The 23,723-nt window shown below is 70.0% G+C and carries 17 protein-coding genes; 13 read left to right on the forward strand and 4 right to left on the reverse strand.

What is annotated here, in order from left to right; genetic code table 11:
* The first annotated feature begins 60 nt into the window (after window positions 1-60).
* The 3 genes from polA to coaE all read left to right on the forward strand — a co-directional run bounded on the left by polA (window position 61) and on the right by coaE (window position 5,798).
* Window positions 61-2,760, forward strand: a complete 2,700-nt coding sequence (gene polA / locus AB0I03_RS17150; protein ID WP_360413488.1) for a DNA polymerase I — start codon at window positions 61-63, stop codon at window positions 2,758-2,760.
* A gap of 246 nt (window positions 2,761-3,006) precedes the next feature.
* Window positions 3,007-4,500: a 30S ribosomal protein S1 gene (rpsA, locus tag AB0I03_RS17155; protein WP_360413491.1), complete on the forward strand. Its 1,494-nt coding sequence runs from the start codon at window positions 3,007-3,009 to the stop codon at window positions 4,498-4,500.
* Between the two features lie 107 nt (window positions 4,501-4,607).
* Window positions 4,608-5,798 carry a dephospho-CoA kinase gene (gene coaE / locus AB0I03_RS17160; protein WP_360413494.1) on the forward strand — a complete coding sequence of 397 codons (1,191 nt, stop codon included), beginning with the start codon at window positions 4,608-4,610 and terminating at the stop codon, window positions 5,796-5,798.
* Between the two features lie 58 nt (window positions 5,799-5,856).
* Here coaE and AB0I03_RS17165 read toward each other — a convergent pair whose 3' ends face one another.
* Window positions 5,857-7,269 carry a hypothetical protein gene (locus AB0I03_RS17165; RefSeq protein WP_360413497.1) on the reverse strand — a complete coding sequence of 471 codons (1,413 nt, stop codon included), beginning with the start codon at window positions 7,267-7,269 and terminating at the stop codon, window positions 5,857-5,859.
* Window positions 7,270-7,348: 79 nt separating this feature from the next.
* Between AB0I03_RS17165 and uvrB the strand changes: the two genes are divergently transcribed.
* Window positions 7,349-9,409, forward strand: a complete 2,061-nt coding sequence (uvrB, locus tag AB0I03_RS17170; protein WP_360413500.1) for an excinuclease ABC subunit UvrB — start codon at window positions 7,349-7,351, stop codon at window positions 9,407-9,409.
* Window positions 9,410-9,475: 66 nt separating this feature from the next.
* On the opposite strand, the gene AB0I03_RS17175 is transcribed toward uvrB, so the two are convergent.
* Window positions 9,476-9,766: an antibiotic biosynthesis monooxygenase gene (locus tag AB0I03_RS17175; RefSeq protein ID WP_360413503.1), complete on the reverse strand. Its 291-nt coding sequence runs from the start codon at window positions 9,764-9,766 to the stop codon at window positions 9,476-9,478.
* A gap of 270 nt (window positions 9,767-10,036) precedes the next feature.
* On the opposite strand from AB0I03_RS17175, the gene AB0I03_RS17180 reads away from it, so the two are divergent.
* Window positions 10,037-11,101 carry a TerC/Alx family metal homeostasis membrane protein gene (locus AB0I03_RS17180; RefSeq protein WP_360413506.1) on the forward strand — a complete coding sequence of 355 codons (1,065 nt, stop codon included), beginning with the start codon at window positions 10,037-10,039 and terminating at the stop codon, window positions 11,099-11,101.
* 79 nt (window positions 11,102-11,180) lie between these two features.
* On the opposite strand, the gene AB0I03_RS17185 is transcribed toward AB0I03_RS17180, so the two are convergent.
* Window positions 11,181-12,125 (reverse strand): NlpC/P60 family protein, encoded by a 945-nt coding sequence (locus AB0I03_RS17185; RefSeq protein ID WP_360413509.1) that lies wholly within the window; start codon window positions 12,123-12,125, stop codon window positions 11,181-11,183.
* Window positions 12,126-12,348: 223 nt separating this feature from the next.
* Between AB0I03_RS17185 and bioB the strand changes: the two genes are divergently transcribed.
* Both bioB and AB0I03_RS17195 read left to right on the forward strand, forming a co-directional pair.
* Complete coding sequence (bioB, locus tag AB0I03_RS17190) at window positions 12,349-13,416, forward strand: biotin synthase BioB (protein WP_360413512.1); 1,068 nt, start codon at window positions 12,349-12,351, stop codon at window positions 13,414-13,416.
* Between the two features lie 83 nt (window positions 13,417-13,499).
* Complete coding sequence (locus tag AB0I03_RS17195; RefSeq protein WP_360413515.1) at window positions 13,500-13,841, forward strand: YciI family protein; 342 nt, start codon at window positions 13,500-13,502, stop codon at window positions 13,839-13,841.
* A gap of 5 nt (window positions 13,842-13,846) precedes the next feature.
* On the opposite strand, the gene AB0I03_RS17200 is transcribed toward AB0I03_RS17195, so the two are convergent.
* The gene (locus AB0I03_RS17200) at window positions 13,847-14,866 is read right to left on the reverse strand and encodes a LacI family DNA-binding transcriptional regulator (RefSeq protein WP_360413518.1); all 1,020 of its coding nucleotides are present in this window, start codon (window positions 14,864-14,866) and stop codon (window positions 13,847-13,849) included.
* Window positions 14,867-15,133: 267 nt separating this feature from the next.
* On the opposite strand from AB0I03_RS17200, the gene AB0I03_RS17205 reads away from it, so the two are divergent.
* The 6 genes from AB0I03_RS17205 (at window position 15,134) to tyrS (ending at window position 23,688) form a co-directional block, all read left to right on the forward strand.
* Window positions 15,134-17,458, forward strand: a complete 2,325-nt coding sequence (locus AB0I03_RS17205) for a glycoside hydrolase family 3 N-terminal domain-containing protein (RefSeq protein WP_360413521.1) — start codon at window positions 15,134-15,136, stop codon at window positions 17,456-17,458.
* Window positions 17,459-17,512: 54 nt separating this feature from the next.
* Window positions 17,513-18,610, forward strand: a complete 1,098-nt coding sequence (locus AB0I03_RS17210; protein WP_360413524.1) for a Gfo/Idh/MocA family oxidoreductase — start codon at window positions 17,513-17,515, stop codon at window positions 18,608-18,610.
* 52 nt (window positions 18,611-18,662) lie between these two features.
* Window positions 18,663-19,574 (forward strand): PmoA family protein, encoded by a 912-nt coding sequence (locus AB0I03_RS17215; RefSeq protein ID WP_360413527.1) that lies wholly within the window; start codon window positions 18,663-18,665, stop codon window positions 19,572-19,574.
* 2 nt (window positions 19,575-19,576) lie between these two features.
* A complete protein-coding gene (locus AB0I03_RS17220) occupies window positions 19,577-20,296 on the forward strand; it encodes a cupin domain-containing protein (RefSeq protein ID WP_360413530.1) in 720 nt (239 codons plus the stop codon).
* Window positions 20,297-20,518: 222 nt separating this feature from the next.
* Window positions 20,519-22,366: an RNB domain-containing ribonuclease gene (locus AB0I03_RS17225; RefSeq protein WP_360413533.1), complete on the forward strand. Its 1,848-nt coding sequence runs from the start codon at window positions 20,519-20,521 to the stop codon at window positions 22,364-22,366.
* A gap of 65 nt (window positions 22,367-22,431) precedes the next feature.
* Complete coding sequence (gene tyrS / locus AB0I03_RS17230; RefSeq protein WP_360413536.1) at window positions 22,432-23,688, forward strand: tyrosine--tRNA ligase; 1,257 nt, start codon at window positions 22,432-22,434, stop codon at window positions 23,686-23,688.
* Window positions 23,689-23,723 lie beyond the last annotated feature (35 nt).

Here is a 23,723-nt window from a genome sequence, read left to right on the forward strand (position 1 = left end):
CCGGGCCACGCGGCCCCCGCTTGCCGCCGACTTGTCGGAGGCACTCGATAGGCTCGTGGGGTGACTTCTTCGCAATCGCGCCTGCTCCTGATCGACGGCCACTCGATGGCATACCGCGCGTTCTTCGCGCTCCCCGCCGAGAAGTTCGCCACCGACGACGGCCAGGTGACCAACGCCGTCTACGGTTTCGCGTCGATGCTGATCAACCTGCTCAAGGCCGAGGAGCCCACCCACATCGCGGTCGCCTTCGACCTCTCGCGCCACTCGTTCCGCACCGACGAGTACGCCGCCTACAAGGACGGGCGCGGCGAGACCCCCTCGGAGTTCAAGAGCCAGATCCCGATCATCCAGCAGCTCCTGGACGCCTTCGGCATCACCTGGCTCACCAAGACCAACTACGAGGCCGACGACATCATCGCGACCCTCGCCACCCGCGCCGGGGAGGCCGGGTTCGCCACGCTCATCTCCTCGGGCGACCGGGACGCGATCCAGCTGGTCGGCGCGGACACGACCCTGCTCTACCCGGTCAAGGGCGTCACCGATCTCGCCCGCTACACGCCCGAGGCCGTCGAGGCCAAGTACGGCGTCACCCCCGACCGCTACCGCGACCTCGCCGCCCTGGTGGGGGAGAAGTCCGACAACCTCCCCGGCATCCCCGGCGTCGGCCCCAAGACCGCCGCGAAGTGGATCGTCAAGTACGGCTCGCTCGACGGCCTGGTCGCCAAGGCCGACGAGATCACCGGCAAGGCCGGCGAGAACCTGCGCGCCCACCTCGACGACGTGCTGCGCAACCACCGCCTCAACGGCCTCGTGTGCGACCTCGAGCTCGAGTCGGGCCTCGACGACCTGAAATGGGCCGGCTGGTCGGTCACCGAGACCAACAGCCTGTTCGACGCCCTCCAGTTCCGCGCCCTCGGCGAGCGGCTCAACGCCAACCTCGCCTCGAAAGCCGTTGGGGCCGTTGCCGTTCCGGCCGCCGAGGTCGACCACACCGAGGCCGCCGCGCTGGTGCCCGGCGGACTCGCCGCCTGGCTCGGCGCCCGCGAGGGGAACGTCGCGATCGCCTTCACCGGGACCTTCGCCTCAGGTGCGGGCTCGTTCGACACGATCGCGCTGGCCGAAGGCGGCCAGGCGCTCTGGTTCGAGCCCTCGCAGCTCGACGCCGAAGACGAGACGACCTGGGCCGGCTGGCTCGCCGATCCCGCCAAGGGCAAGGTCGTGCACGACGCGAAGGCGTTCCTGTGGGGCGCCGACGCCGCGGGCTGGCCCGAGGTACACGGGATCAAGGCCGACACCGTGCTCGGCGCGTACCTGCTCAAGCCCGAGCAGCGCTCGTACGCGCTCGGCGACCTCGCCATGCAGTTCCTCGGCCGCGAGCTGGAGACCCCTGAGACGCCGACAGCCGACGGCGCGCTCGTGGGCCTCGACGCGGCCATGAACGACGATTCGGCGAAGCTCGAGGCCGACTGCGCCGCCGCCGCGGTCATCGCCGACCTCGCCGCCGAGCAGACCGCCCGGCTGGCCGACCGCCACCAGGCGCGGCTCGCCGAGGAGATGGAGTACCCGCTCGCGAGCGTCCTGGCGCGCATGGAGATCCTCGGGATCGCCGCGGACGAGGGCCACTTCGCCGACATCGAGGCCGGGTTCGCGATGCAGTCGAAGGAGGCCACCGACCGCGCCCACGAGATCGTGGGCCGCCCCTTCAACGTCGGCTCGCCCAAGCAGCTCCAGGAGATCCTCTTCGAGGAGCTGAAGATGCCGAAGACCAAGCGCACCAAGACCGGCTACACCACCAATGCCGAAGCGCTGCAGCAGCTCTACGTGAAGAACCAGCACCCGCTCCTGGAGCAGCTGCTGCGGTTCCGCGACGTCGAGAAGCTCAAGCAGATCGTCGCCACCCTGCGCGCGACCATCCAGACCGACGGGCGCATCCACACCACGTTCCACCAGACCGTGGCCGCGACCGGTCGACTCTCCTCGGCCGACCCGAACCTGCAGAACATCCCGGTCCGCTCCGAGGCCGGGCGCAACATCCGGGCCGGGTTCGTGGTCTCCGAAGGGTTCGAGTCGCTCATGACGATCGACTACAGCCAGATCGAGATGCGGATCATGGCGAGCCTCACCGGCGACGAGGGCCTGATCGACGCGTTCGTGTCGGGCGAGGACATCCACAGCGCCGTCGCCTCGAAGGTCTTCTCCGTCGCGCCCGAGGCCGTCACCGCCGAGCACCGCCGCAAGATCAAGGCCATGTCCTACGGGCTCGCCTACGGCCTGTCCACGTACGGCCTGAGCCAGCAGCTCGCGGTCTCCACCGAGGAGGCCCAGCAGCTCTCGAACGACTACTTCGCGCGCTTCGGGAAGGTCCGCGACTACCTGCACCGGGTGGTCGAGGAGGCCCGCAAGACCGGGTACACCGAGACGATCATGGGCCGGCGCCGCTACTTCCCGGACCTCACCTCGGACAACCGCCAGCGCCGCGAGATGGCCGAGCGGGCCGCGCTCAACGCCCCGATCCAGGGCAGCGCCGCCGACATCATGAAGACCGCGATGCTCGGGGTCGACCGCGAGCTGCGGGCCTCCGGGCTGGCCTCGCGGGTGCTGCTCCAGGTGCACGACGAGCTGGTGTGCGAGGTCGCGCCGGGCGAGGCGAAGGCCCTCGAAGCGCTCGTGAGCGAGCAGATGTCGAACGCGGCGGAGCTCGCGGTGCCGCTCACGGTGCAGGCCGGATTCGGCGAGTCGTGGGAAGCCGCTGCCCATTAGCGGGTCGAGGCGCCCGGTTGCCGGCCTTAGGTGTGCGTGGCTGTCGACACGAGCCCCCGGCCCGGACTGGCGCGGCGTTATCGCACACGGTAACCTGGGATGGCCTGGGCATGTCCGCGTCCTCAGAATGGAGTAGGACGCGTTGCCAGCGGCAAGGGCGGCCCGGGAACGAACTGCGAGCATTCGCGTCTAGCGAGGGCGCGGGCGCGAGCCCACGATTCTTACGTATCCGGAGCACCAGCCCACATGACGAGCAGCATCGAGGCCACCTCGAGCAACGCTGAGAACAGCACGGTCGAAGAAGTCTTTTCCGACGAGGAACTCCTCGCGGCGATCGACGCGACCATCAAATACTTCAATGACGGCGATATCGTCGAAGGTACCGTCGTCAAGGTCGACCGGGATGAAGTCCTGCTCGACATCGGCTACAAGACCGAGGGCGTCATCCCCTCGCGCGAGTTGTCGATCAAGCACGACGTGGACCCCGAAGACGTCGTCTCTGTGGGCGATCACGTTGAGGCCCTCGTCCTCCAGAAGGAGGACAAGGAAGGCCGTCTGATCCTCTCGAAGAAGCGCGCGCAGTACGAGCGTGCGTGGGGCACCATCGAGAAGATCAAGGAAGAGGACGGCGTCGTTCGCGGCTCGGTCATCGAAGTGGTCAAGGGCGGTCTCATCCTCGACATCGGCCTGCGCGGCTTCCTGCCCGCGTCCCTGGTCGAGATGCGTCGTGTGCGCGACCTGCAGCCGTACGTCGGCCGTGAGCTCGAAGCCAAGATCATCGAACTCGACAAGAACCGCAACAACGTGGTCCTGTCGCGTCGCGCCTGGCTCGAGCAGACCCAGTCCGAGGTCCGCACCGAGTTCCTGCACCAGCTTGCGAAGGGCCAGGTCCGCAAGGGCACGGTCTCCTCGATCGTCAACTTCGGCGCGTTCGTCGACCTCGGCGGGGTCGACGGCCTGGTGCACGTCTCCGAGCTGTCCTGGAAGCACATCGACCACCCGTCCGAGGTCGTCGAGGTCGGTCAGCCGGTCGAGGTCGAGGTCCTCGAGGTGGACCTGGACCGCGAGCGCGTCTCCCTGTCGCTGAAGGCGACCCAGGAAGACCCGTGGCGCCAGTTCGCCCGCACCCACGCGATCGGTCAGATCGTCCCGGGCAAGGTCACCAAGCTCGTCCCCTTCGGCGCGTTCGTCCGCGTCGAGGACGGCATCGAGGGCCTGGTGCACATCTCCGAGCTGGCCGAGCGCCACGTGGAGGTGCCCGAGCAGGTCGTCAAGGTCGGCTCCGACGCCATGGTCAAGGTCATCGACATCGACCTGGACCGCCGCCGGATCTCGCTCTCGCTCAAGCAGGCCAACGAGGCCTACGTCGAGAACGAGGAGCAGTTCGACCCGACGCTGTACGGCATGGCCGCGCAGTACGACGACCAGGGCAACTACATCTACCCGGACGGCTTCGACTCGGAGACCGGCGAGTGGATGGAGGGCTTCGACGAGGCCCGCGAGGAGTGGGAGCGGCAGTACGCCGAGGCCCGCACCCGCTGGGAGGAGCACGGCAAGCAGATCGCCGAGCGCGTCATCACCGAGGCTCCCGCCAAGCCCGCCGAGGGCGAAGCGGCCCCCAAGGGCGAGAAGAAGGGCGGCAAGGCTCCTGAGAAGAAGTCGGCCCCGGCCGAGCCTCAGGGCACCCTGGCCACCGACGAGGCGCTCGCGGCTCTGCGCGAGAAGCTCGCCGGCAACTAGGCTCACGACGCCCGCTTGCCAGTCGTAAGTTGGTGTTGTCGCTCGTTTAGCTGAAATACACACTGCCCGCCCCAGGCTGTTCGCCTGGGGCGGGTAGTGTTTTATTTGTGCTTAGAGTCGCATTGACAGGTGGCATCGGAGCCGGTAAGAGCACGGTCGCAGCGAAGCTGTCTGAGCTTGGGGCCCGCGTCGTCGACGCGGACGCCCTCTCCCGCGAGGTCGTCGCCCCGAACACCGAGGGGCTCGCCGCGGTGGTCTCCCGTTTCGGTCCCGAAGTGCTCGACGCCGACGGCGCGCTCGACCGCGCCGAACTCGCGAAGATCGTCTTCAGCAGCCCGCCCGCCCGGGCGGAGCTCGAGGCGATCGTGCACCCGCGCGTTCGGGCCCGTGCCCGTCAGCTCACCGATGCCATGCCCGCGGACGCCATCGTCGTCCAAGACATCCCGCTCCTGGCCGAAACAGGTCAGGCGCCCGGCTTCCACCTCAACATCGACGTGGAAGCGCCGCGAGAGCTCAGGCTCGAACGGCTCGCCGAGCGGGGCCTGCCCCGCGCCGACGCCCTCCGCCGCATCGACGCCCAGGCTTCCGACACCGAACGCCGCGAGGTCTGCGACGTCGTCATCCACAACCGGGACGGCCGCGAGGACCTGGAGCGCCGCGTCGCGATGCTCTGGGACGAGCGCATCGTCCCCTTCAACGAGAACCTCCGGGCCGGCCGTGCGGAGCCGCGCCCCGAGAAACTCCAGTTCGTCGAGTCCGACCCGGCCTGGCCGCGGCGGTTCGAGCACCTGGCCGCGCGGCTGCGCCGCGTCCTCGGCCCGAGCGCGGTCCGCATCGACCACGTGGGTTCGACGGCCGTCGCGGGCCTGCCCGCGAAGGACGTCATCGACATCCAGGTCACGGTGGTCGCGCTGCCGATCGTGGACGCCTTCGCCGATGCGCTCGGCGACGCCGGGTTCTACGGCGGGGTGATGCACGATTCGCCCAAACCGGAGTTCCCCGACCCGCTGGACTGGGAGAAGCGCCTCTACGGGTATGCGGATCCGGGCAACATCGCCCATGTCCACTTCCGGCCGATCGACAGCCCCGGCCAGCGGTTCGCGCTGCTGTTCCGCGACTGGATGCGCGCCGACGCGGCCGCCCGGACCGACTACGCCCAGGTGAAGGGCATGCTCGCCGCGAAGGTCGACTCGAGCACCGAGTACGCCGAGGCCAAGGAGCCCTGGTTCGACCGCGAGGGCTGGCCCCGCGCCAACCGCTGGGCCGCCGAGCGCGGCTGGCACGCCCCGGTCTGTTAGCGGAGGTGATGCGGAAAGGGCCCGGTCGAGCGACCGAGCCCTTTCAGCGTCTTCCGGGTCAGCCGATCTGCTCGGCCAGTTCCCAGGGGATCTCGACCATCGGGAAGTCCTCATCGGACAGTTCGGCGCTCGCGACGCCGTAGAACGACATCATCTCGACCTCGCGCAGCCACTCGCCTTCGAGGTGGTAGCGGAACGCCGACCGGCCCGCGGCCGCTTCGGCGTCGCCGGCCACAGGGAACTCGACGACATGCACCTGGGCGCCGTCGACCTCGTCGACCCGGAGCAGGAACGCCTTCTCCGCCATGGCGTCCGCGTCCTCGGCCTCCTCTGCGGCCATCTCCAGGAGCCGGAACACCAGCGATTCGACCGGACCGAAATGCTCGGCCGCGTCCTCGTCGGTGAGGGCGTGCGCCTCCCAGCCTTCCGCGGGCGGCGCCTCGGGCAGCTCCGGGCCCTCGGCGGGGGCGGTCGCATAGCCGCCGGGCCGGGCCAGGAAGAGCCGCTGGCCGCTCGCGTCCGTCAGATGCAGGTACGCGGTCATGGTGCGCCAGTCGATCGAGCCGCGGCCCGTGGTCACCTGGCCGTCGCCGGTCGGCACCGTCAGGTCCACCTCGGCGGTGTCCTCCCAGTTGCCCTGCCGCACCTCGGCGATCGTCGCCGCCAGGTCCTCGTCGACGGCTTCGGGCGTGATCGCCGGGCCGCCCAGCAGATCGATGGCCGCGAACCCGCTCGCGTCGAACTCGACGTCGTGCAGGAAGTCCACGGACGAGAGGTTCGCCTCGCCCGTGTTCACCTGGAAGCGGCGGAGGTTCCCGTCGGCGTCGAGCGAGTACAGGGCCTCCGGGCTCGCGCCCTGCTCGGGGGCCCCCTCGGCGGTCTCGACCATGATCGGCGCGCGGAACGAGTCGACCGGCTCGCCGTCGATGACCCCCTCCTCCCGCCACGTGGCCTGCTTCGCCAGCTCGGCGGGGTCGTCAGCCTCGACTGCGGTCAGCGTGAACAGCGACGACGCGAGGATGTCGACCGTGGTCTCCAGCGGCGTGCCCGCGCCGACCAGCATCTGCCGGGTCGTCCAGCCTTCCTCGGGGACGCGCAGTTCGCTGAAGGCCGCCTCGTCGTCCGCGCGGGTGGCGATGAGGCCCGGGATGGCCTGGACCAGCCGGTGGCCGCCCTCGGCGTCGGGAACGCGCGCGTACAGCATCGGGACCTGCCAGTCGAGGAACCCGTCCGCCGTGACCGTCTCGCCGTCGATCGGCACGCTGATGCGCACCGCGACCGGATCGGAGCCGTGGTTGCGTTCGCGCATCCCGGCCAGCAGCGCGGCCTCCTCCTCGCTCACCGGTCGCTCAGCGTTCGACGCGCCCGGACTGCACGAGACGGCGAACCAGCCGGCGACGGCGATCGCGACGATGATGGCCATGACCCACATCAGGGCCGATTTCCAGGGGACTGCGGTAGTGGAGCTCACGCAGGGACCAACGAGCCGGACCGGGAAAAGTCACGAGTAGGGTGCGGTCGCTGTCGTACCCCGGCGCTACGGTTGGTCCGTGGCATTCGATATTCCCCGCGCCGAAGGGCGCTTCGAGGTGGTAGCCGACTGGGAGCCGTCGGGAGACCAGCCGACCGCGATCGCCCAGCTGACCGAGCGCGTCGAACGGGGCGAGCGGGACGTGGTCCTGCTCGGCGCGACCGGCACCGGCAAGTCGGCCACGTCCGCGTGGCTCATCGAGAAGCTCCAGCGGCCCGCGCTGGTGATGGTCCACAACAAGACCCTCGCCGCGCAGCTGGCGAAGGAGCTGCGCGAGCTCCTGCCGAACAACGCCGTCGAGTACTACGTCTCGTACTACGACTACTACCAGCCCGAGGCGTACGTCGCGCAGTCCGACACCTACATCGAGAAGGACGCCTCGATCAACGAGGAGGTCGAGCGGCTGCGCCACCGCGCCACCTACTCGCTGCTGACCCGCCGCGACGTCGTCGTGGTGGCCACCGTCTCGGCGATCTACGGCCTCGCGACCCCCGCCGAGTACCTGGAGCAGGCCACCGAGGTCGCCGTGGGCCAGGAGTGGGACCGCGACAAGCTGCTGCGGCGTCTCGTGGACGTCCAGTACGGCCGCAACGACGTCGCCTTCACCCGCGGCACCTTCCGGGTGCGCGGCGACACGATCGAGATCATCCCGGCCTACGAGGAGCTGGCGATCCGGATCGAGATGTTCGGCGACGAGGTCGAACGGCTCTACTACCTGCACCCGATCACCGGCGACGTGATCCGCGAGGTCGACCGGGTGCTCATCTTCCCCGGCTCGCACTACGCCACGGGCAACGAGCGCATGGCCCGCGCGATCCGCGACATCGAGGTCGAGCTCGCCGACCGACTCGCCGAGCTGGAGGAGCAGGGCAAGCTCCTGGAGGCCCAGCGGCTGCGGATGCGCACCGTGTTCGACCTGGAGAACATGAAGCAGATCGGCACCTGCAACGGCATCGAGAACTACTCGCGGCACATCGACGGCCGCGCCCCGGGCACCCCGCCGCACACCCTGCTCGACTACTTCCCGTCCGACTTCATCACCATCGTCGACGAGTCGCACCAGACGATCCCCCAGATCGGCGCGATGCACGAGGGCGACGCCTCGCGCAAGCGCAACCTCGTGGACTTCGGCTTCCGGCTGCCCAGCGCGCTGGACAACCGGCCGCTGCGCTTCGACGAGTTCCGCGAGCGCGTGGGCCAGTCCGTGTACCTCTCGGCCACGCCGGGAAAGTGGGAGCTGGAGCAGACCAAGGGCCAGTTCGTTGAGCAGGTGATCCGCCCCACCGGCCTGGTCGACCCGCACGTGGAGGTGCGCCCCACCAAGGGGCAGATCGACGACCTCATGTACGAGATCAACGAGCGCGCCAAGAAGAACGAGCGCGTGCTCGTCACGACCCTCACCAAGAAGATGGCCGAGGACCTCACCGACTACTTCATGGACAACGGCATCCGGGTCCGCTACCTGCACTCCGAGGTCGAGACGCTCCGCCGGGTCGAGCTGCTGGGGGAGCTGCGGCGCGGCGACTACGACGTGCTCGTCGGCATCAACCTCCTCCGGGAGGGCCTCGACCTGCCCGAGGTCTCCCTGGTGGCGATCCTCGACGCGGACAAGGAGGGGTTCCTGCGCTCGGGGACCTCGCTGATCCAGACGATCGGCCGCGCGGCCCGCAACGTCTCGGGCACGGTGCTCATGTACGCCGACAAGCTCACCGACTCGATGAAGGCGGCGCTCGACGAGACCGACCGGCGCCGCGAGAAGCAGGTGGCCTACAACAAGGCGCACGGCGTCGACCCGCAGCCGCTGCGCAAGCGCATCGGCGACATCATGGAGGACCTGTACGAGTCGGCCGCCGAGACCGCGAAGCTGGTCGAGGAGGACCCGTGGGCGACCCTCCCGAAGGGCAAGCGGGAGCAGGGCGCCGGCAAGGTCCGCTCCGAGATCCTCAAGCAGCTCGACGAGCGCAACGAGCAGATGCTCGCGGCCGCAAGGGAACTCAGGTTCGAACTCGCCGCCGCCTACCGCGACGAGATCACCGATCTCAAACGCGAACTCCGCCAGATCGATGAGGCAGGGGCCTAGAACGAAGCGAGCGGACCGCGCCCTCGGGCGCGGTCCGCTCGCTGCAATTTGCCGTTGCTTTGCTGTCTAGTCGACGTCTTCGAAGTGCTCCACGAGCGGGGGCTGGGCGAAGTACGGGCCGATGGCCTCGCGCCACTTCAAATACCGGTCGGTCTCGCGGAAGCCCTGCTCGTGGGCTTCGACGGAGTCCCACTCGATGAGGAGCACGAAGCGGCTCGGCGACTCGATGCCCTGCGTCATGCGCATGGTGCGCAGGCCCGGGGAGACCTTCACGAGTTCGCGGGCGGAGCGGTACGCCTCCTTGAAGGCGTCCTCCTGCCCTGGGGTGACCTTGATTTCAGCGACTTCGAGAACCATGAGCGGAGCCTTCCACAGCTTCCGCCACAATGACACCACCCAGCGCACTGTCGAGAGTGAAGTCACATACCCGACTGATGACAAGTCGGCTTCCGGCAGGCAGAATAGTCCCGTCTGTTCAGAATCAGGTATGTGGGGAGTATCCCGCAGCGGTTCCCGCTGTTAGCGTCGTCGTCAATGCACGGGACCGCGATCGGTCCCCGGTGGCGCTGGTCCGCAAGGACCGGGAGAGACCATGTGACCCTCCAAAGGCATCAGGAAGGCAACACATTGGACCTCCCCGCGTGGGCATGGGCCCTCACGATGGTGGTGCTGGCCTCCGTGGTCGTGCTCGACCTCGCAATGGCCATCCGCAACCCCCACAAGCTCTCCACCAAAGAAGCGGCCTCCTGGGCCGGCGTTTACATCGGTGCCGCACTGCTCTTCGGCGTCATCATGCTGGTCACCCAGGGCGCGCAGTTCGGCGGCGAGTTCTACGCCGGCTACCTGACCGAGCTGGCGCTCTCGGTCGACAACCTCTTCGTCTTCCTGCTCATCATCCAGGGCTTCCGGGTCCCGGCGGTGCTCCAGTCGCGGGTGCTGCTCGTCGGCATCGTCCTCTCGATCGTCCTCCGCGGCGGCTTCATCGCGGTGGGCTCCGTGCTCATCGCGAAGTTCAGCTGGGTCTTCCTCATCTTCGGCGCGATCCTCATCTGGACCGCGATCGGGCAGCTCCGCGAGAACGCCCACGAAGGCGACGAGGAAGAGGAGCACTACGAGAAGTCGCGCTTCATGAAGTTCGCCGAGTCGAAGCTGCGCGTCAGCGCCGACTACCACGGCAGCAAGCTCTTCACCCGCATCGACGGCGTCAAGTTCGTGACGCCCTTGCTGCTGGCGATGATCGCGATCGGCTCGACGGACATCCTGTTCGCCCTCGACTCGATCCCGGCGATCTTCGGCCTCACCCAGGAGCCGTACCTGGTCTTCACCGCCACGATCTTCGCGCTGATGGGCCTGCGCCAGCTGTACTTCCTGCTGGCCGCGATGCTCAAGTCGCTGAAGTACCTGCACCTGGGCCTGGCCGCGATCCTCGGCTGGATCGGCGTCAAGCTCGTCATGAACGGCCTGGCCGAGAACCAGCTGCCGTTCATCAACGGCGGCCACCACATCGAGTGGATGCCGCACATCCCGACCGCGATCTCGCTCGGCATCATCGCCGGCGTGCTGGCCGCGGTCGTGCTGGCCAACTGGATCCTGCTGCGCCGCCAGGGCAAGACCTTCAAGGAGCTCTTCGCGGAGTCCGAGGCCGAAATGGAAGCCGCCGCTCCCGAAGCCGTGGCCGCCGCAGAGAAGTAGCGCTGCCGAGCAGTGAGCACAGCAAGCGGAACGGCCCGCCTCCCCGAAAGGGAAGGCGGGCCGTTCCGCTTGTGACGTTTCAGGCCTGCACGGGCAGGCGGCGGCAGGCGGTGATGCCCGCCAGCTCGGAGTCCTTGAGCGATTCGACGACGACCTTGCCGTAGACCGAGGACGAGAAGATGACCTCGGGCAGGTCCGACTGGCTGCGCTCGGCCATGATCGCCGGGGTCCTCGGGTCGCCGCCGTGCTCGATGAACACCAGGTCGCCGGGGTGGAGGTCCTCGAACTCGACCGCTTCGCCGGCCTCGATGAGCGCGTCGTTGAAGCGCGGCACGTCGATCCCGAGCTGGCGGTAGACGATCCACACCAGGCCGGGGGCGTCGATGCCGTAGGCGCTGACGCCGCCGTGGAGGTACGGGATCTCCAGGAGCTGCTGGGCGAGTTTCACCGCGTCGAGTCCGGCCGCGATGAGCGAGGTCGAGGGCGAATCCGCTTTCGACAGCGCCGCGACGGGCTCGTTGGCGAGGTCGCGCTGGGGGACCCAGCCGGGCTGCCGCGGCCCGGGCAGGCCCACGGGGACCCAGCCGCGGTAGGCGGCGCCGACGACCCGCAGGCGGGTGCCGAGGGTGACGCCCGGGATGGCGACGTCGCCGCCAGGTTCGTCCCGCACGGCGGTCGCGGTGGCGCTCACGAAGTGCTCGACGCCCTCGGTGTCGCCTTCGGCGGGGTGCACGAGCTGGTCGAGCGGGACCCAGCCGGTGGTGTCCTGCTGCAGGCAGGAGACTTCGGCCCAGCCGTCGGCGATCTGGCGGACCTCGACGCGGGTGCCGAGGAGGCACTGGGTGCGCACGCGCCCTTTGAGGCCGTTGGCGCGGATGTCGTTGGTGAGCCGGGCGACCCATTCGCGGATTGCGGACGGCACGCCGAGTGCGAGGCGGTCCTCCGGCCCTGGGGCCGAGGGCTGGGCCCAGAGGGTCGCGACTGCGACGGCGATCAACGCCGGTTGTCCAGGTGCGATCGGCACGGTTGGTTCTCTCCGGATGGCTCGAGCGGTTCGTCGTGTGAAACGCGAGCAGGGGGGACCTCCACCAGCCCGCCGCGTTCTTCGCAGCACCGACCACCCACTGTAGCAAGTGTATCCAGATGGCGACGCTGCGGTCTGAGTGTGATGCCCGATGCGTATTGCACGCAATGGGCGTGAACCATGCGAAACGTTCCCGGCTCTTCGCTGTGGCAAGATTTTTGCCATGACCGCAGTGCACGAAGCCCTCAGCCGCCTGTCCGCCGCCGCCGACGCGGGGGAGGCCCCCGCCGCCGCCGATCTCGAAGCGGTCCTGGCGAGCGCGGACGCCGAGCTCATGGACGTGGTCGCGGCGGCCGCGCGGCTTCGCTTCCGCCACTTCGGGAACACGGTCAAGCTCAACTACCTGGTGAACCTCAAGAGCGGGCTGTGCCCCGAGGACTGCAACTACTGCTCGCAGCGGCTCGGATCGAAGGCCGACGTCCTCAAGTACACGTGGCTGAGCCCCGAGCAGGCTGCCGAGCAGGCCGCGGCGGGCGTCGCGGGCGGGGCCTCGCGCGTGTGCCTGGTCGCGAGCGGGCGCGGTCCGACCGATATGGACGTCGAGCGCGTGGGCAAGACCATCGCCGCGGTGAAGAACGCCGCCCCGGGCGTCGAGGTGTGCGCGTGCCTGGGCCTGCTCAAGGACGGCCAGGCCGAGCGCCTCGCCGATCTCGGCGCGGACGCGTACAACCACAACCTCAACACCTCCGAGGACTCGTACGCCGAGATCTGCTCGACCCACACCTTCAACGACCGGGTGGACACGGTGAACGCCGCCCACGGCGCGGGCCTGTCCCCGTGCTCGGGCCTCATCGCGGGCATGGGCGAGTCGGACGCGGACCTCGTCTCGGTCGCCTTGGGGCTCAGGGGACTCGACGTGGACTCGATTCCGGTGAACTTCCTGCTGCCGTTCGACGGCACGCCGCTCGAGGACACGTGGGAGCTCGACCCGCGCCGGTGCCTGCGCATCCTCGCGATGGTCCGCCTGGCGAACCCGGCCGCTGAGGTGCGGCTCGCGGCGGGCAGGGAGGTCCACTTGCGGCAGATGCAGGGCGTGGCCCTCCAGGTCGTCAACTCGATCTTCCTGGGGGACTACCTCACCAGCGAGGGCCAGGCCGCGAAGGACGACCTCGCGCTCATCGCCGACGCGGGTCTCGTGCCGCTCGGCCTGGAGTCCGCCCCTGAGGCGGTCCGCGAGGCGGTCAAGCCCCGCAAGCGCGGCGCGGGCACCGACGTGGCCCCCAACGCCTGAACCGGGGACGGTGTCGGGCCCCGTCCGTACGATCGGGACGGGGCGCTGTGCATCACCGTCGGCGCCGGACAGGAGGCGTTGACATGATTCGATACCTGATCTCGTTCGACGACGGCGCGATGGACGCGCTCACCGAGGAGGAGCTGGCCGCGGCGAGCCGGGATTCGCACGCGGTGGTGGAGGCGGCGAAGAAAGCCGGCGTCTGGATCTTCGGCGCAGGGCTGGAACGCCGGCCTGCCGCCATCGTGGACACCGACGGCACGGTCAGCGAGGGGCCGTTCCCGGAGGCCAAGGCGGTCCTCGGCGGCTTCTCGGTCATCGAGGTGAAAGCGCACGAAGACGCCCTGTCGTGGGCCGCGAAGATCGCCGCCGCCTGCCGCTGCGCGCAGGAGGTCCGCGTCCTCTACTACGACCCGGAGTCCTGACGGACTCAGGTCAGGGGCGCGGTCGATTCGCGGACCACGAGCTCGGTGGCGAGTTCGAGGCGGGGCGAGTCGATCTCGTTGCCGGCCGCCATCTCCAGGACCGTGCGGGCGGCGAGCGCGCCCATCTCGGCGAGGGGCTGGCGCACGGTGGTGAGCGGCGGGCTGGTCCAGCGCGACTCGGGGAGGTCGTCGAAGCCGATGACGCTCACGTGCTCGGGGATGCGCAGGCCGGCCTGGCGGATCGCCTCGTAGGCGCCGAAGGCCATCTGGTCCGAGGAGGCGAAGATCGCGGTGGGCGGCTCGGGCAGGCGCAGGAGCGAGGACGCGGCGTCGAAGCCGGACTGGTGGTAGAAGTCGCCGTCGTAGATCAGGGTCGGGTCGTAGGTGAGGCCGGCCGCGTCGAGGGCGGCGCGGTAGCCGTCGAAGCGCGCCCGGGAGCAGAGCACCTGCTTGGGGCCGTGGATGAAGCCGATGCGGGTGTGGCCCAAGGAGATCAGGTGCTCGGTCGCGGCCAGGCCGCCGGCCCAGTTGGTGGCGCCGATCGCCGGGGCGTCCATCGTCGGGCCGCCGGAGGGGTCGAGCACGACCATCGGGACGCCGAGGTGCCGCAGCTGCTCCAGGATCGGGGACGCGAGCTGTGAGACCACGAGGATGACGCCGTCGGAGGCGCGGGTGCGGAGGTTGTCCAGCCACTGCTCGGTCGAGGCGCGGCGGCGGTGCACCGCCGAGACGACGGTGCCGACGCCCGCGGCGTGGGCCGCGTCCTCGACGCCGCGGATGATCTCCACGGCCCAGGGGCTGTCCAGTTCGTTGAAGACCAGGTCGACCAGGCGCGCGCGGCTGGGGGCGCGGGTGGAGCGGCGGCGCTGGTAGCCGCGCTCGTTCAGCAGTTCCTCGACGCGTTTGCGCGTCTCGGGGGCGACGTCCGAGCGGCCGTTGATGACGCGCGAGACCGTCGGCACGCTGACGCCGGCCTCGTCGGCGATCGCGCGGATCGTGATGCGCCCGTGTTCGTCTTCGCTCAAGGGTCCTCCTGGTCGTTCCTGCCCAACCGTAGTGCCGACATCTTATAGCGGTGCCCCTGGGCTCCCGGATTCCACCCGAAACTTTCGAGAACTTTGCTCGATAAAACGTCCTGGGCAAACGCATCCCACGCCGAAATCAAGCCTAGAAGTAGCCCGTCATCAATGTTATGGTGTGCAAACCTGTATCGAAAACGATCAGAAAAGTTTCAGAAACTATCGGCCCGGAACCAGCAGTTCCCATGCTCCGGGCCGCTTGAGTGGAGCAGCATGGACACCGACACCCCCGCGGACGCGGCCGAACGCGCCGCCGGTCTCGTCAAGCGGATGACGCTCGAAGAGAAATGCGCGCAGCTGTACAGCCTGTGGCGCGGCGTCGACGCGGACGCCGCCGACATGGCCCCGCACCAGAGCGAGCAGAGCAGCGGGGTCTCCGAGGACGAGGCCATCGCGCACGGGTTGGGCCAGCTGACCCGCCCCTTCGGCTCCGCCCCCGTGGCGGCCGCCGAAGGCGCGGCCAACCTCGCCGCCCTGCAGCGCCGCATCCAGGCCTCCAGCCGCTTCGGCATCGCCGCCCTGGCCCACGAGGAATGCCTCACCGGCTTCATGGCCCACGGCGCGACCATCTTCCCGACCGCCCTCGCCTGGGGCGCGACCTTCGACCCCGAGCTCATCGGCGCGATGGCCCAGCAGATCGGCGTCACCATGCGCAGCGTGGGCGTCCACCAGGGCCTCGCCCCGGTACTGGACGTCGTCGCCGACTCGCGCTGGGGCAGGACCGAGGAGACGATGGGCGAGGACCCGTACCTGACGGGCACGCTCGCCACCGCGTACGTCGCGGGCCTTCAGGACTCCGGGATCATCGCCACGCTGAAGCACTTCGCCGGCTACTCCGCCTCGCACGCGGCCCGCAACTTCGGTCCGGTCTACGTGGGCCCCCGGCAGTTCGCCGAGACCTATCTGACCCCGTTCGAGATGGCCGTGCGCATCGGCCGCGCCGGCTCCGTGATGCCCTCCTACGCCGCCAACGACGGCGTCGCCTCCCACGCCAACCCTGAACTGCTGCAGGGCGTCCTGCGCGACGAATGGGGCTTCGAGGGCACGGTGGTCTCCGACTACTTCGGCGTCAACTTCCTCAACTCCCTCCACAGCGTCGCCGCCGACCGCGCCGAAGCGGCCGTCCTCGGCCTCGCGGGCGGCGTGGACGTCGAACTGCCGAGCGTCGACTGCTACGGCGAGCCCCTGCAGTCCGCCGTCGCCGCCGGCCGCATCGACGAAGGCGTGATCGACCGCGCCGTGGAGCGCGTGCTCACCCAGAAGATCCGGCTCGGCCTGCTCGAGGAGCTCCCCGAGCCCGCCGCGGCGATCGACCTCGACCCGCCGCACGCCCGCGCGCTGGCCGCCGAGGTGGCCCGCAAGTCGATCGTGCTCCTCGCCAACGACGGCACGCTGCCGCTCGGGTCCGAGCCCGGGCGGATCGCGCTCGTCGGGCCCGTCGCGGACGACAAGGCCGTCATGCTCGGCTGCTATGCGTTCCCGAACCACCACGGCCGCAACGACGCCGCGTCCATCGACTCGGACGACCCGTACCCGCACGTGGACATGGGCGTCGCGATCGCGACGCTCGCCGAACGGCTTGCCGCGGACCTCCCGGCCGCGTTCATCGAGCACCTCGCGGCGGGTTCGGTCCTCGACGCCTCTGACGCCGAGATCGCCGCGGCGGCCAACGCCGCCGCCGCTGCCGACCTCGCGATCGTCGCCGTCGGCGACCGCTCCGGGCTCTTCGGCCGGGGCACCTCAGGGGAAGGCTGCGACGCCGCGACGCACGCGCTGCCGGGCCGCCAGGCGGAGCTGCTCGAAGCGGTGCTCGACTCCGGCACGCCCACGGTGGTCGTCGTCATCTCCGGCCGCCCGTACGCGCTCGGCACGGCCCCCGACCGGGCCGCCGCGATCGTGCAGGCGTTCCTGCCCGGCCAGGAGGGCGCCAGCGCCATCAGCGCAGTGCTCACCGGCGCGGCCGAGCCCGAGGGCCGCCTGCCCGCGGGCGTCCCGGCGCGCCCGGACTCCCCGCCCGCCACCTACCTCGCCCCGGAGCTGGCCCGGCGCTCCTCGGTCTCGTCGGTGGACCCGACGGCCCGCTACGTCTTCGGCCACGGCCTCTCGTACACCGAGTTCACCTGGGAGGAGGCGGCGCTCGTCTCCGGCGCCGAGGTCGCTCCGGACGGGACCGTCGAGCTCGCGGTGTGTGTGCGCAACTCCGGCGAGCGCCGCGGCACCGAGGTCGTGCAGCTCTACCTCCACGACCCGGTGGCCTCCGCGGTCCGGCCCGTGCAGCGCCTGGTCGGCTTCGCGCGGCTCGACCTGGATCCCGGAGAGGTCCGCGAGGCCCGCTTCGCCATGCCCGTCGACCTGGCCGCGTTCGTGGGCGTCGACGGCGAGTGGACCGTCGAGGCGGGGGCGCTCGAACTGCGCCTCGCGCGCTCGGCCGCGGACACCGTGGCCGCGCTGCGCGTCGAGGTGACCGGCACCCGCCGCCTGGAGCCGGGCACCCGGGCCTTGGCGACCCAAATCACTGCCGCAACCGTTGTCGGCTAGTATTCAACCAGACGCTGGAAAGCGTTTACAGACCCTGTGACGAAGGAGTCCACTGTGTCCTCCCCTTACCGCCTCGCCGTAGTCGGCACCGGCGGCATCGCCCACCTGCACGCCGAGCAGCTGCGCGATCACTGTCAAGGCCGGATCGAGCTGGTCGCGGCCGTCGACCCCGACACCGATCGCCTCAACGCGTTCAAGGAGAAGTTCGGGGTCGAGCGCGGGTACGCCTCCATCGAGGAGCTGCTCGCCGCCGAGCCCCTCGACCTGGTCGACCTCTGCACCCCGCCCGTGGCCCACGCGCCCGGGGCCATCGCCGCCCTCGAAGCCGGCGTCGGCGTGATCTGCGAGAAGCCTCCGGCACTGAGCCTCGCCGAGTTCGACCGGATCGCGGCCGCGGCGTCCGCCTCGAAGGGCGACTTCGCGCTCATCTCCCAGCACCGCTTCGGCTCCGCCGCCGAGCGCGTGCGCGACATGACCGCCTCGGGCGTCCTCGGCCGCCTCGCCGTCGCCAAATGCGACACCCTCTGGTACCGGCCCGAGGAGTACTTCGCGGTCGAATGGCGCGGACGCTGGGAGACCGAGGGCGGCGGTCCCACCATGGGCCACGGCATCCACCAGGTCGACACGCTGCTCTCCCTCGTCGGGCCCTGGTCCGAAGTGGTCGCCACCGCGCACCGCCACCGCCGCATCACCAACACCGAGGACGTCTCGCACGCGATCGTCACCCTCGAGTCCGGCGCGTCCGTGGTCATCACCAACTCGCTGCTCAGCCCGCGCGAGGTCTCGCAGATCCGGCTCGACTTCGACAACGCCACCGTCGAGCTCGACCACCTCTACGGCTACGGCGACGACAACTGGAGCATCCACCCGATCGAAGCGGCCGCAGAGGAAGTGAACCTCGCCTGGGCCGGCGAGCCCCGCGGCAAGTCCTCGGGCCACTACGCCCAGTTCCTGCGCATCGCCGACGCCCTCGACGGCAACGCCGCCCCGCCGGTCACCGTCGAGGACGCCCGCCGCACCCTCGAACTCCTCGCCGCGATCTTCGCCTCCGCCTTCACCGGCAAGCGCGTCCGCGCCGGCGAGATCGACCCGACCTCGCCGTTCTACCAGCGCATGGACGGCTCCGGCGCCCCCTGGCCCGACCGCAAATGACCGCCCTCGAATACAGAGCCGCCGAACCGAGCCACGACTGGAGAGCACACCGATGACGCTGCAACTCGACGACAACGGCACCGCCGTCTCGATCACCAAGGGCGACTTGACGATCCTGCGGTACGTCTACCGCCCCGACAACGCCCAGTTCGAATCCCCGCGGCCCTACTTCGAGCCGCTCTACGACCTCGCCGGCAACCAGGTGAGCCTCTACCGCCCGCACGACCACGTGTGGCACAAGGGCATCGCGCTCTCCCTGCCGAACGCGGGCCCGGAGAACTTCTGGGGCGGCGCGACCTTCCGCCGCGGCAAGGGCTACGTCGACGAGAAGAACGACGGCGCCATGGTCCACCAGGAGTTCACCGAGCTGACCTCGGACGAGAACGGCGTCAAAGCCGTCGAGCGCCTCGACTGGATCACCCAGGACGGCCGCCACTTCTTCTCCGAGACCCGCACCTTCGCCGTCACCGTCCTCTCCGACGACACCTGGGTGCTCTCGTTCACGACCGCGTTCACCAACGACACCGAGAACACGGTCGTCATGGGCAGCCCCACCACCGAAGGGCGCGACAACGCGGGCTACGGCGGCTTCTTCTGGCGCGGCCCGCGCTCCTTCACCGAAGGCACCGTCTACACCGCCGAAGGCGAAGGCGGCGACGAGAAGATGGGCGAACGCGGCGACTGGCTCGCCTACCGCGGCAAGCACGACTCGGTCGACGCCGTCTCGACGCTGGTCTTCACCGACCACCCCGAGAACCCGACCGCGCCCGTCAAGTGGTTCGTCCGCACGACCCCGTTCGCCGCGGTCTGCCCGGCGCCGTTCTTCGACACCGAGCTGCCGATGGAGCCCGGCGACACCGTGACACTGCGCCACGCCGTCGCCGTCTGCAACGGCGACACCGGGATCGAGGGCGCAGCCAAGACCGCCGCGCTCGCCGCCGCCGAACTCGAACGGCTGGGGTAGCGATGAGCGGCTTCCCGGGCGGCACGGCCGTCTCCCTCGTCAGCGTCTACGACTGGCCCGCGGCCGACGGCCAGGCGGGCGGCAGCCCGCACCTGCACACCGCCTCCACCGAGGGGTACGTCGTCGTCAGCGGCACCGGTGCGGTCGAGACCCTCTCGGGCAACGGCTACGAGCGGCACGAGCTCAAGCGCGGTACCGTCCTGTGGTTCACCCCCGGGACGGTCCACCGCGCGGTCAACGGCTCCGGGGACCTCCAGGTCGTCGTGGTCATGCAGAACGCCGGCATCCCCGAGGCCGGGGACGCCGTGTTCACCTTTCCCGAAGCGACCCTTGCCGACACGGAGGCGTACGTCGCCGCCGCGACGGCACCGGCCGCCCCGGGACTCACGGAGGCGGAACGCGGCGAAGCCACCCGGGCCCGCCGGGACCTCGCGATCGAGGGCTACCTCGCCCTGCGCGAACGCGTCGAGACCGAAGGCCCCGCGGCCATGAAGCCCTTGTGGGACAAGGCGGCCCAGCTCGTCTCGTCCCGGGCCGAGACCTGGCGGCGGATCTGGGCCGCCGGGCCCAAGGCCCAGGCCGACGCCACGGGCGCCCACCTGGACGCCCTCGCCAAGGCCGACGCGACCCACCTCTGCGACGCCCACGCCGCCAATGCCGGTGACGCCGCAGGCAAGTGGGGCATGTGCGGACGCCTGGAGACCTGGGACCTGCGCCCCTGAACGACCGGACGGAGGGGTCGAGTGCAGCGCACTCGATCCCTCCGCCGTCGTCTCGCGGTCCCCGTGACGCTTCCCGGGACGGCAACCGCCACGGGTCGAGCGGCGATTGCGGCGTTCACCTGCACGGTGCCGTAGCGTGGTATCGCTTCCTGCGAGGGGAAGCGATACGAGCGTGTGTGAGGTGCCCGCTACGATATGGCGCGGGACGAACGAGGAGCGCAGTTGGTCGAGCACAATCCAGCCGAGACCGGGATCATGATCGACGCCGCGACCACGGTCGATCGCGACGACGCCATCTGGATCGAGCCCGACGGCGACGGCTTCGACGTCTGGATCCACATCGCCCGGGTCGCCGACCACGTCATCACGGGCGGCCGCGCCGACACCGAGGCCCACCGCCGCGTCCACACCCGCTACCGGCCCGAGTACACCAAGCACATGCTCCCCGCACCCGTGGTCGAGGCCGCCTCCCTCGAACCCGGCCGCGAGAACGACACCTTCGCCGTCCACCTCAGACTCGACGCCGCCGGCCACGTGCTCACCGCCGAACTCGGCCCCGGCCGCCTCACCAAGGCCTGGATCATGACCCACGGCGAAGCCGCCGGCGCCGCAGGCGATCCCGCCCACCCGCTCCACGGCACGCTCGCGCTCGCCCTGCGCTTCGCCCAGACCATGCTCGCCGCCCGCCGCAACGCCGGCGCGCTCGCGTTCTACGACCTCCTCTCCGGCTTCGTCACCAACGAGGAGGGCCAGCTCGTCCGGCTCGACCAGTCGATGCGCAACTCCGGCTACATCATCGTGCAGGAGTTCATGATCGCCGCCAACGCGCAGATCGCCGCCTGGGCCGTGCGCGAGGACCTGCCGATCCTCTTCCGCAACCACCGCCTCGCCGCCGTCGCCGGCGACCCCGCCGAACTGCGCGCCGAACTCGACTCGATCGCCGCCTCCGGCGACGGCGCCGCCTTCGAGATGCTCCGCACCCGCATGCGCATGGTCGCCCGCGCCGCCACCTACGGCCCCACCGTGCACGGCCACCACGGCCTCCAACTGCCCGCGTACACGCACGCGACCAGCCCCATCCGCCGCTACCCCGACCTCGTCGTGCAGCGCATCCTCCTCGCCGCCGCCCTCGGCCGGCCGAGCCCTTACCCCATCGAGGAACTGAATGCCGTCGCCGCGCACGTGAACGAACGCGTCGAAGAAGAGCGCCGCGCCAAGGCCGAGTACTTCAAGCAGAAGGCCCACGAGCAGACCGCGAAGCACGCCGAAGCCGCCGACTTCACCGCCCTGCCCTACAAGCAGTACGCCCGCGTCCTCCAGTTCGCCGTCGAACGCGGCGAGACCCCCACCGGGCTCGCCGAGGACACCGCCCGCCGCCTCGACGCCCGCGAGCTCCAGCTCCGCGAGTTCGCCTCCGTCTACCTCTACGGCCGCGGCGAGTTCGAACCGCTGCGCGAGCGCATGAACCGGATGCTCGCCGACGAGCCGCAGCAGGCCCAGTCGATCGTCAACGTCTACCTCCAGGACCGCCTCGGCGGCCCCGTCAGCAACGAGACGAACGTGCTCTGGACCGTCGAGGACGCGCCCGGCTTCGAGGGCCCGCTGTTCGCCGCGCAGGTCTCCATCCGCTACGGCGACGAACAGGTCGACTCACCGAAGCGCTTGCAGCGCAACAAGAAGGAAGCCCGCAATCAAGCCGCCCTGGCGCTCGTGGCCGCGCTGGCGGGCCTGCCCGACCCGTCCTCCGACGCGGTGGCCAAACCGCGCGCGGAGGAGCCGAAGAAGCTCCTCGTGGACGCCGCGGTCAACCCGGCCGAAGCGGTCCAGATCTATGCCGCACGCGGCCTGATCAAACCGCTCACCTGGGCGTTCTCGGTCGACGGTCCCTCGCACGAGCGGACCTTCACGTGCCGGGCGGAGGGCCGGCTGCCGGGCTCCGGCGAGCAGGTCGCCGCCGAGGGCAAGGGCCCGACCAAGCAGGTCGCGAAGACCAACGCGGCCCTTGAGCTGCGCGTCCACATCGAGGTCGCCCTCGCGCTCGGCGATGCGGGGCGGCGCGCGGAGGCCTGACGGCCCGGGTCACGACCGGCCTCGGAGCGCGAAAAGCGTTACGCCCGCTAGGGCACAATGGGGGCGTGCATATTCTCGACGACTTCGCATGGCGCGGCCTCATCCAGGACTCCACCGGCACCGACGCTCTCCGCGAACACATCGACGCGGGCCCGGTGACCTTCTATGTGGGCTTCGACCCGACCGCGGTCAGCCTGCACGTCGGCCACCTCATGCAGGTCATCACCGCCAGCCGCCTGCAGCGGGCGGGCCTGCGGCCGCTGCTGCTCGTGGGCGGCGCGACGGGCCAGATCGGCGACCCGAAGGAGGCGGGGGAGCGCAGCATCAACCCGCCCGAGGTCGTGGCCGGCTGGGTCGAGAAGATCCGGGCGCAGCTCGCGCCGTTCGTCACCTACGACGGCGACAACGGCGCGGTCCCGGTCAACAACCTCGACTGGACCAGCGAGATGGGCGTCGTGGAGTTCCTGCGCGACGTCGGCAAGCACTTCCCGATCTCGAAGATGCTCGCCCGCGACGTGGTGAAGAGCCGCCTCGAGTCCGGCATCTCCTTCACCGAGTTCTCCTACCAGCTGCTGCAGTCGAACGACTTCTACGAGCTGCACCGCCGCCACGGCTGCACCCTCCAGTTCGGAGGGTCGGACCAGTGGGGCAACATCACCGCGGGCGTCGACTTCGTGCGCCGCAAGGCCTCCGAGCACGTGCACGCCTTCGTGACCCCGCTGGTCCTCAAGGCCGACGGCACGAAGTTCGGCAAGACCGACGGCGGCGCGGTCTGGCTCGACCCCGAGCTGACCAGCCCGTACGCGTTCTACCAGTTCTGGGTGAACGCGGCCGACGCCGACGTGGCGGGCTACCTCAAGTACTTCTCGTTCAAGTCCCACGAGGAGATCGAGGAGCTCGAGCGGGCGACCGCCGAGAAGCCCGCCGCGCGCCTCGCGCAGAAGGCGCTCGCGGAGGAGATGACCACGCTGCTGCACGGCGCCGAGGAGACCGCGCATGTGGTGGCCGCCTCGCAGGCGCTGTTCGGCCGCGGCGAGCTCGCCGAGCTGCCCGAGTCGACGCTGCGCGCCGCGCTCGTCGAGGCCGGCCTGGCCGAGTTCACCAAGCCCGGGGTGACCGTCGCGGAGGCGATGAAGGAATCCGGCGTGGTCGCGAGCCTGGGCGAGGCCCGGCGCGCCGCGAAGGAGGGCGGGGCGTACCTGAACAACGTCCGTGTGAGTGATCCTGCGGCCGTTATCGACCCTTCTGACCTGCTTCACGGACGGTACGGAGTGATCCGGCGCGGCAAGAAGACCGTCGCCGGGTTCGAGGTAGTCGGCTGAGGCATACACTTGGCTGGTTTTGTCGCGGTGAATAG

Origin of the sequence: Glycomyces sp. NPDC021274 (assembly GCF_040641195.1) — a bacterium.
Lineage (GTDB): Bacteria > Actinomycetota > Actinomycetes > Mycobacteriales > Micromonosporaceae > Glycomyces.

What these genes read in the sequence shown, in the direction of transcription:
- AB0I03_RS17195 (WP_360413515.1), top strand. Translation starts at nt 13,500, where the DNA reads ATGATTCGATACCTGATCTCGTTCGACGACGGCGCGATGGACGCGCTC.
- rpsA (WP_360413491.1), top strand. Translation starts at nt 3,007, where the DNA reads ATGACGAGCAGCATCGAGGCCACCTCGAGCAACGCTGAGAACAGCACG.
- AB0I03_RS17205 (WP_360413521.1), top strand. Translation starts at nt 15,134, where the DNA reads ATGGACACCGACACCCCCGCGGACGCGGCCGAACGCGCCGCCGGTCTC.
- AB0I03_RS17220 (WP_360413530.1), top strand. Translation starts at nt 19,577, where the DNA reads ATGAGCGGCTTCCCGGGCGGCACGGCCGTCTCCCTCGTCAGCGTCTAC.
- bioB (WP_360413512.1), top strand. Translation starts at nt 12,349, where the DNA reads ATGACCGCAGTGCACGAAGCCCTCAGCCGCCTGTCCGCCGCCGCCGAC.
- AB0I03_RS17215 (WP_360413527.1), top strand. Translation starts at nt 18,663, where the DNA reads ATGACGCTGCAACTCGACGACAACGGCACCGCCGTCTCGATCACCAAG.
- AB0I03_RS17175 (WP_360413503.1), bottom strand. Translation starts at nt 9,766, where the DNA reads ATGGTTCTCGAAGTCGCTGAAATCAAGGTCACCCCAGGGCAGGAGGAC.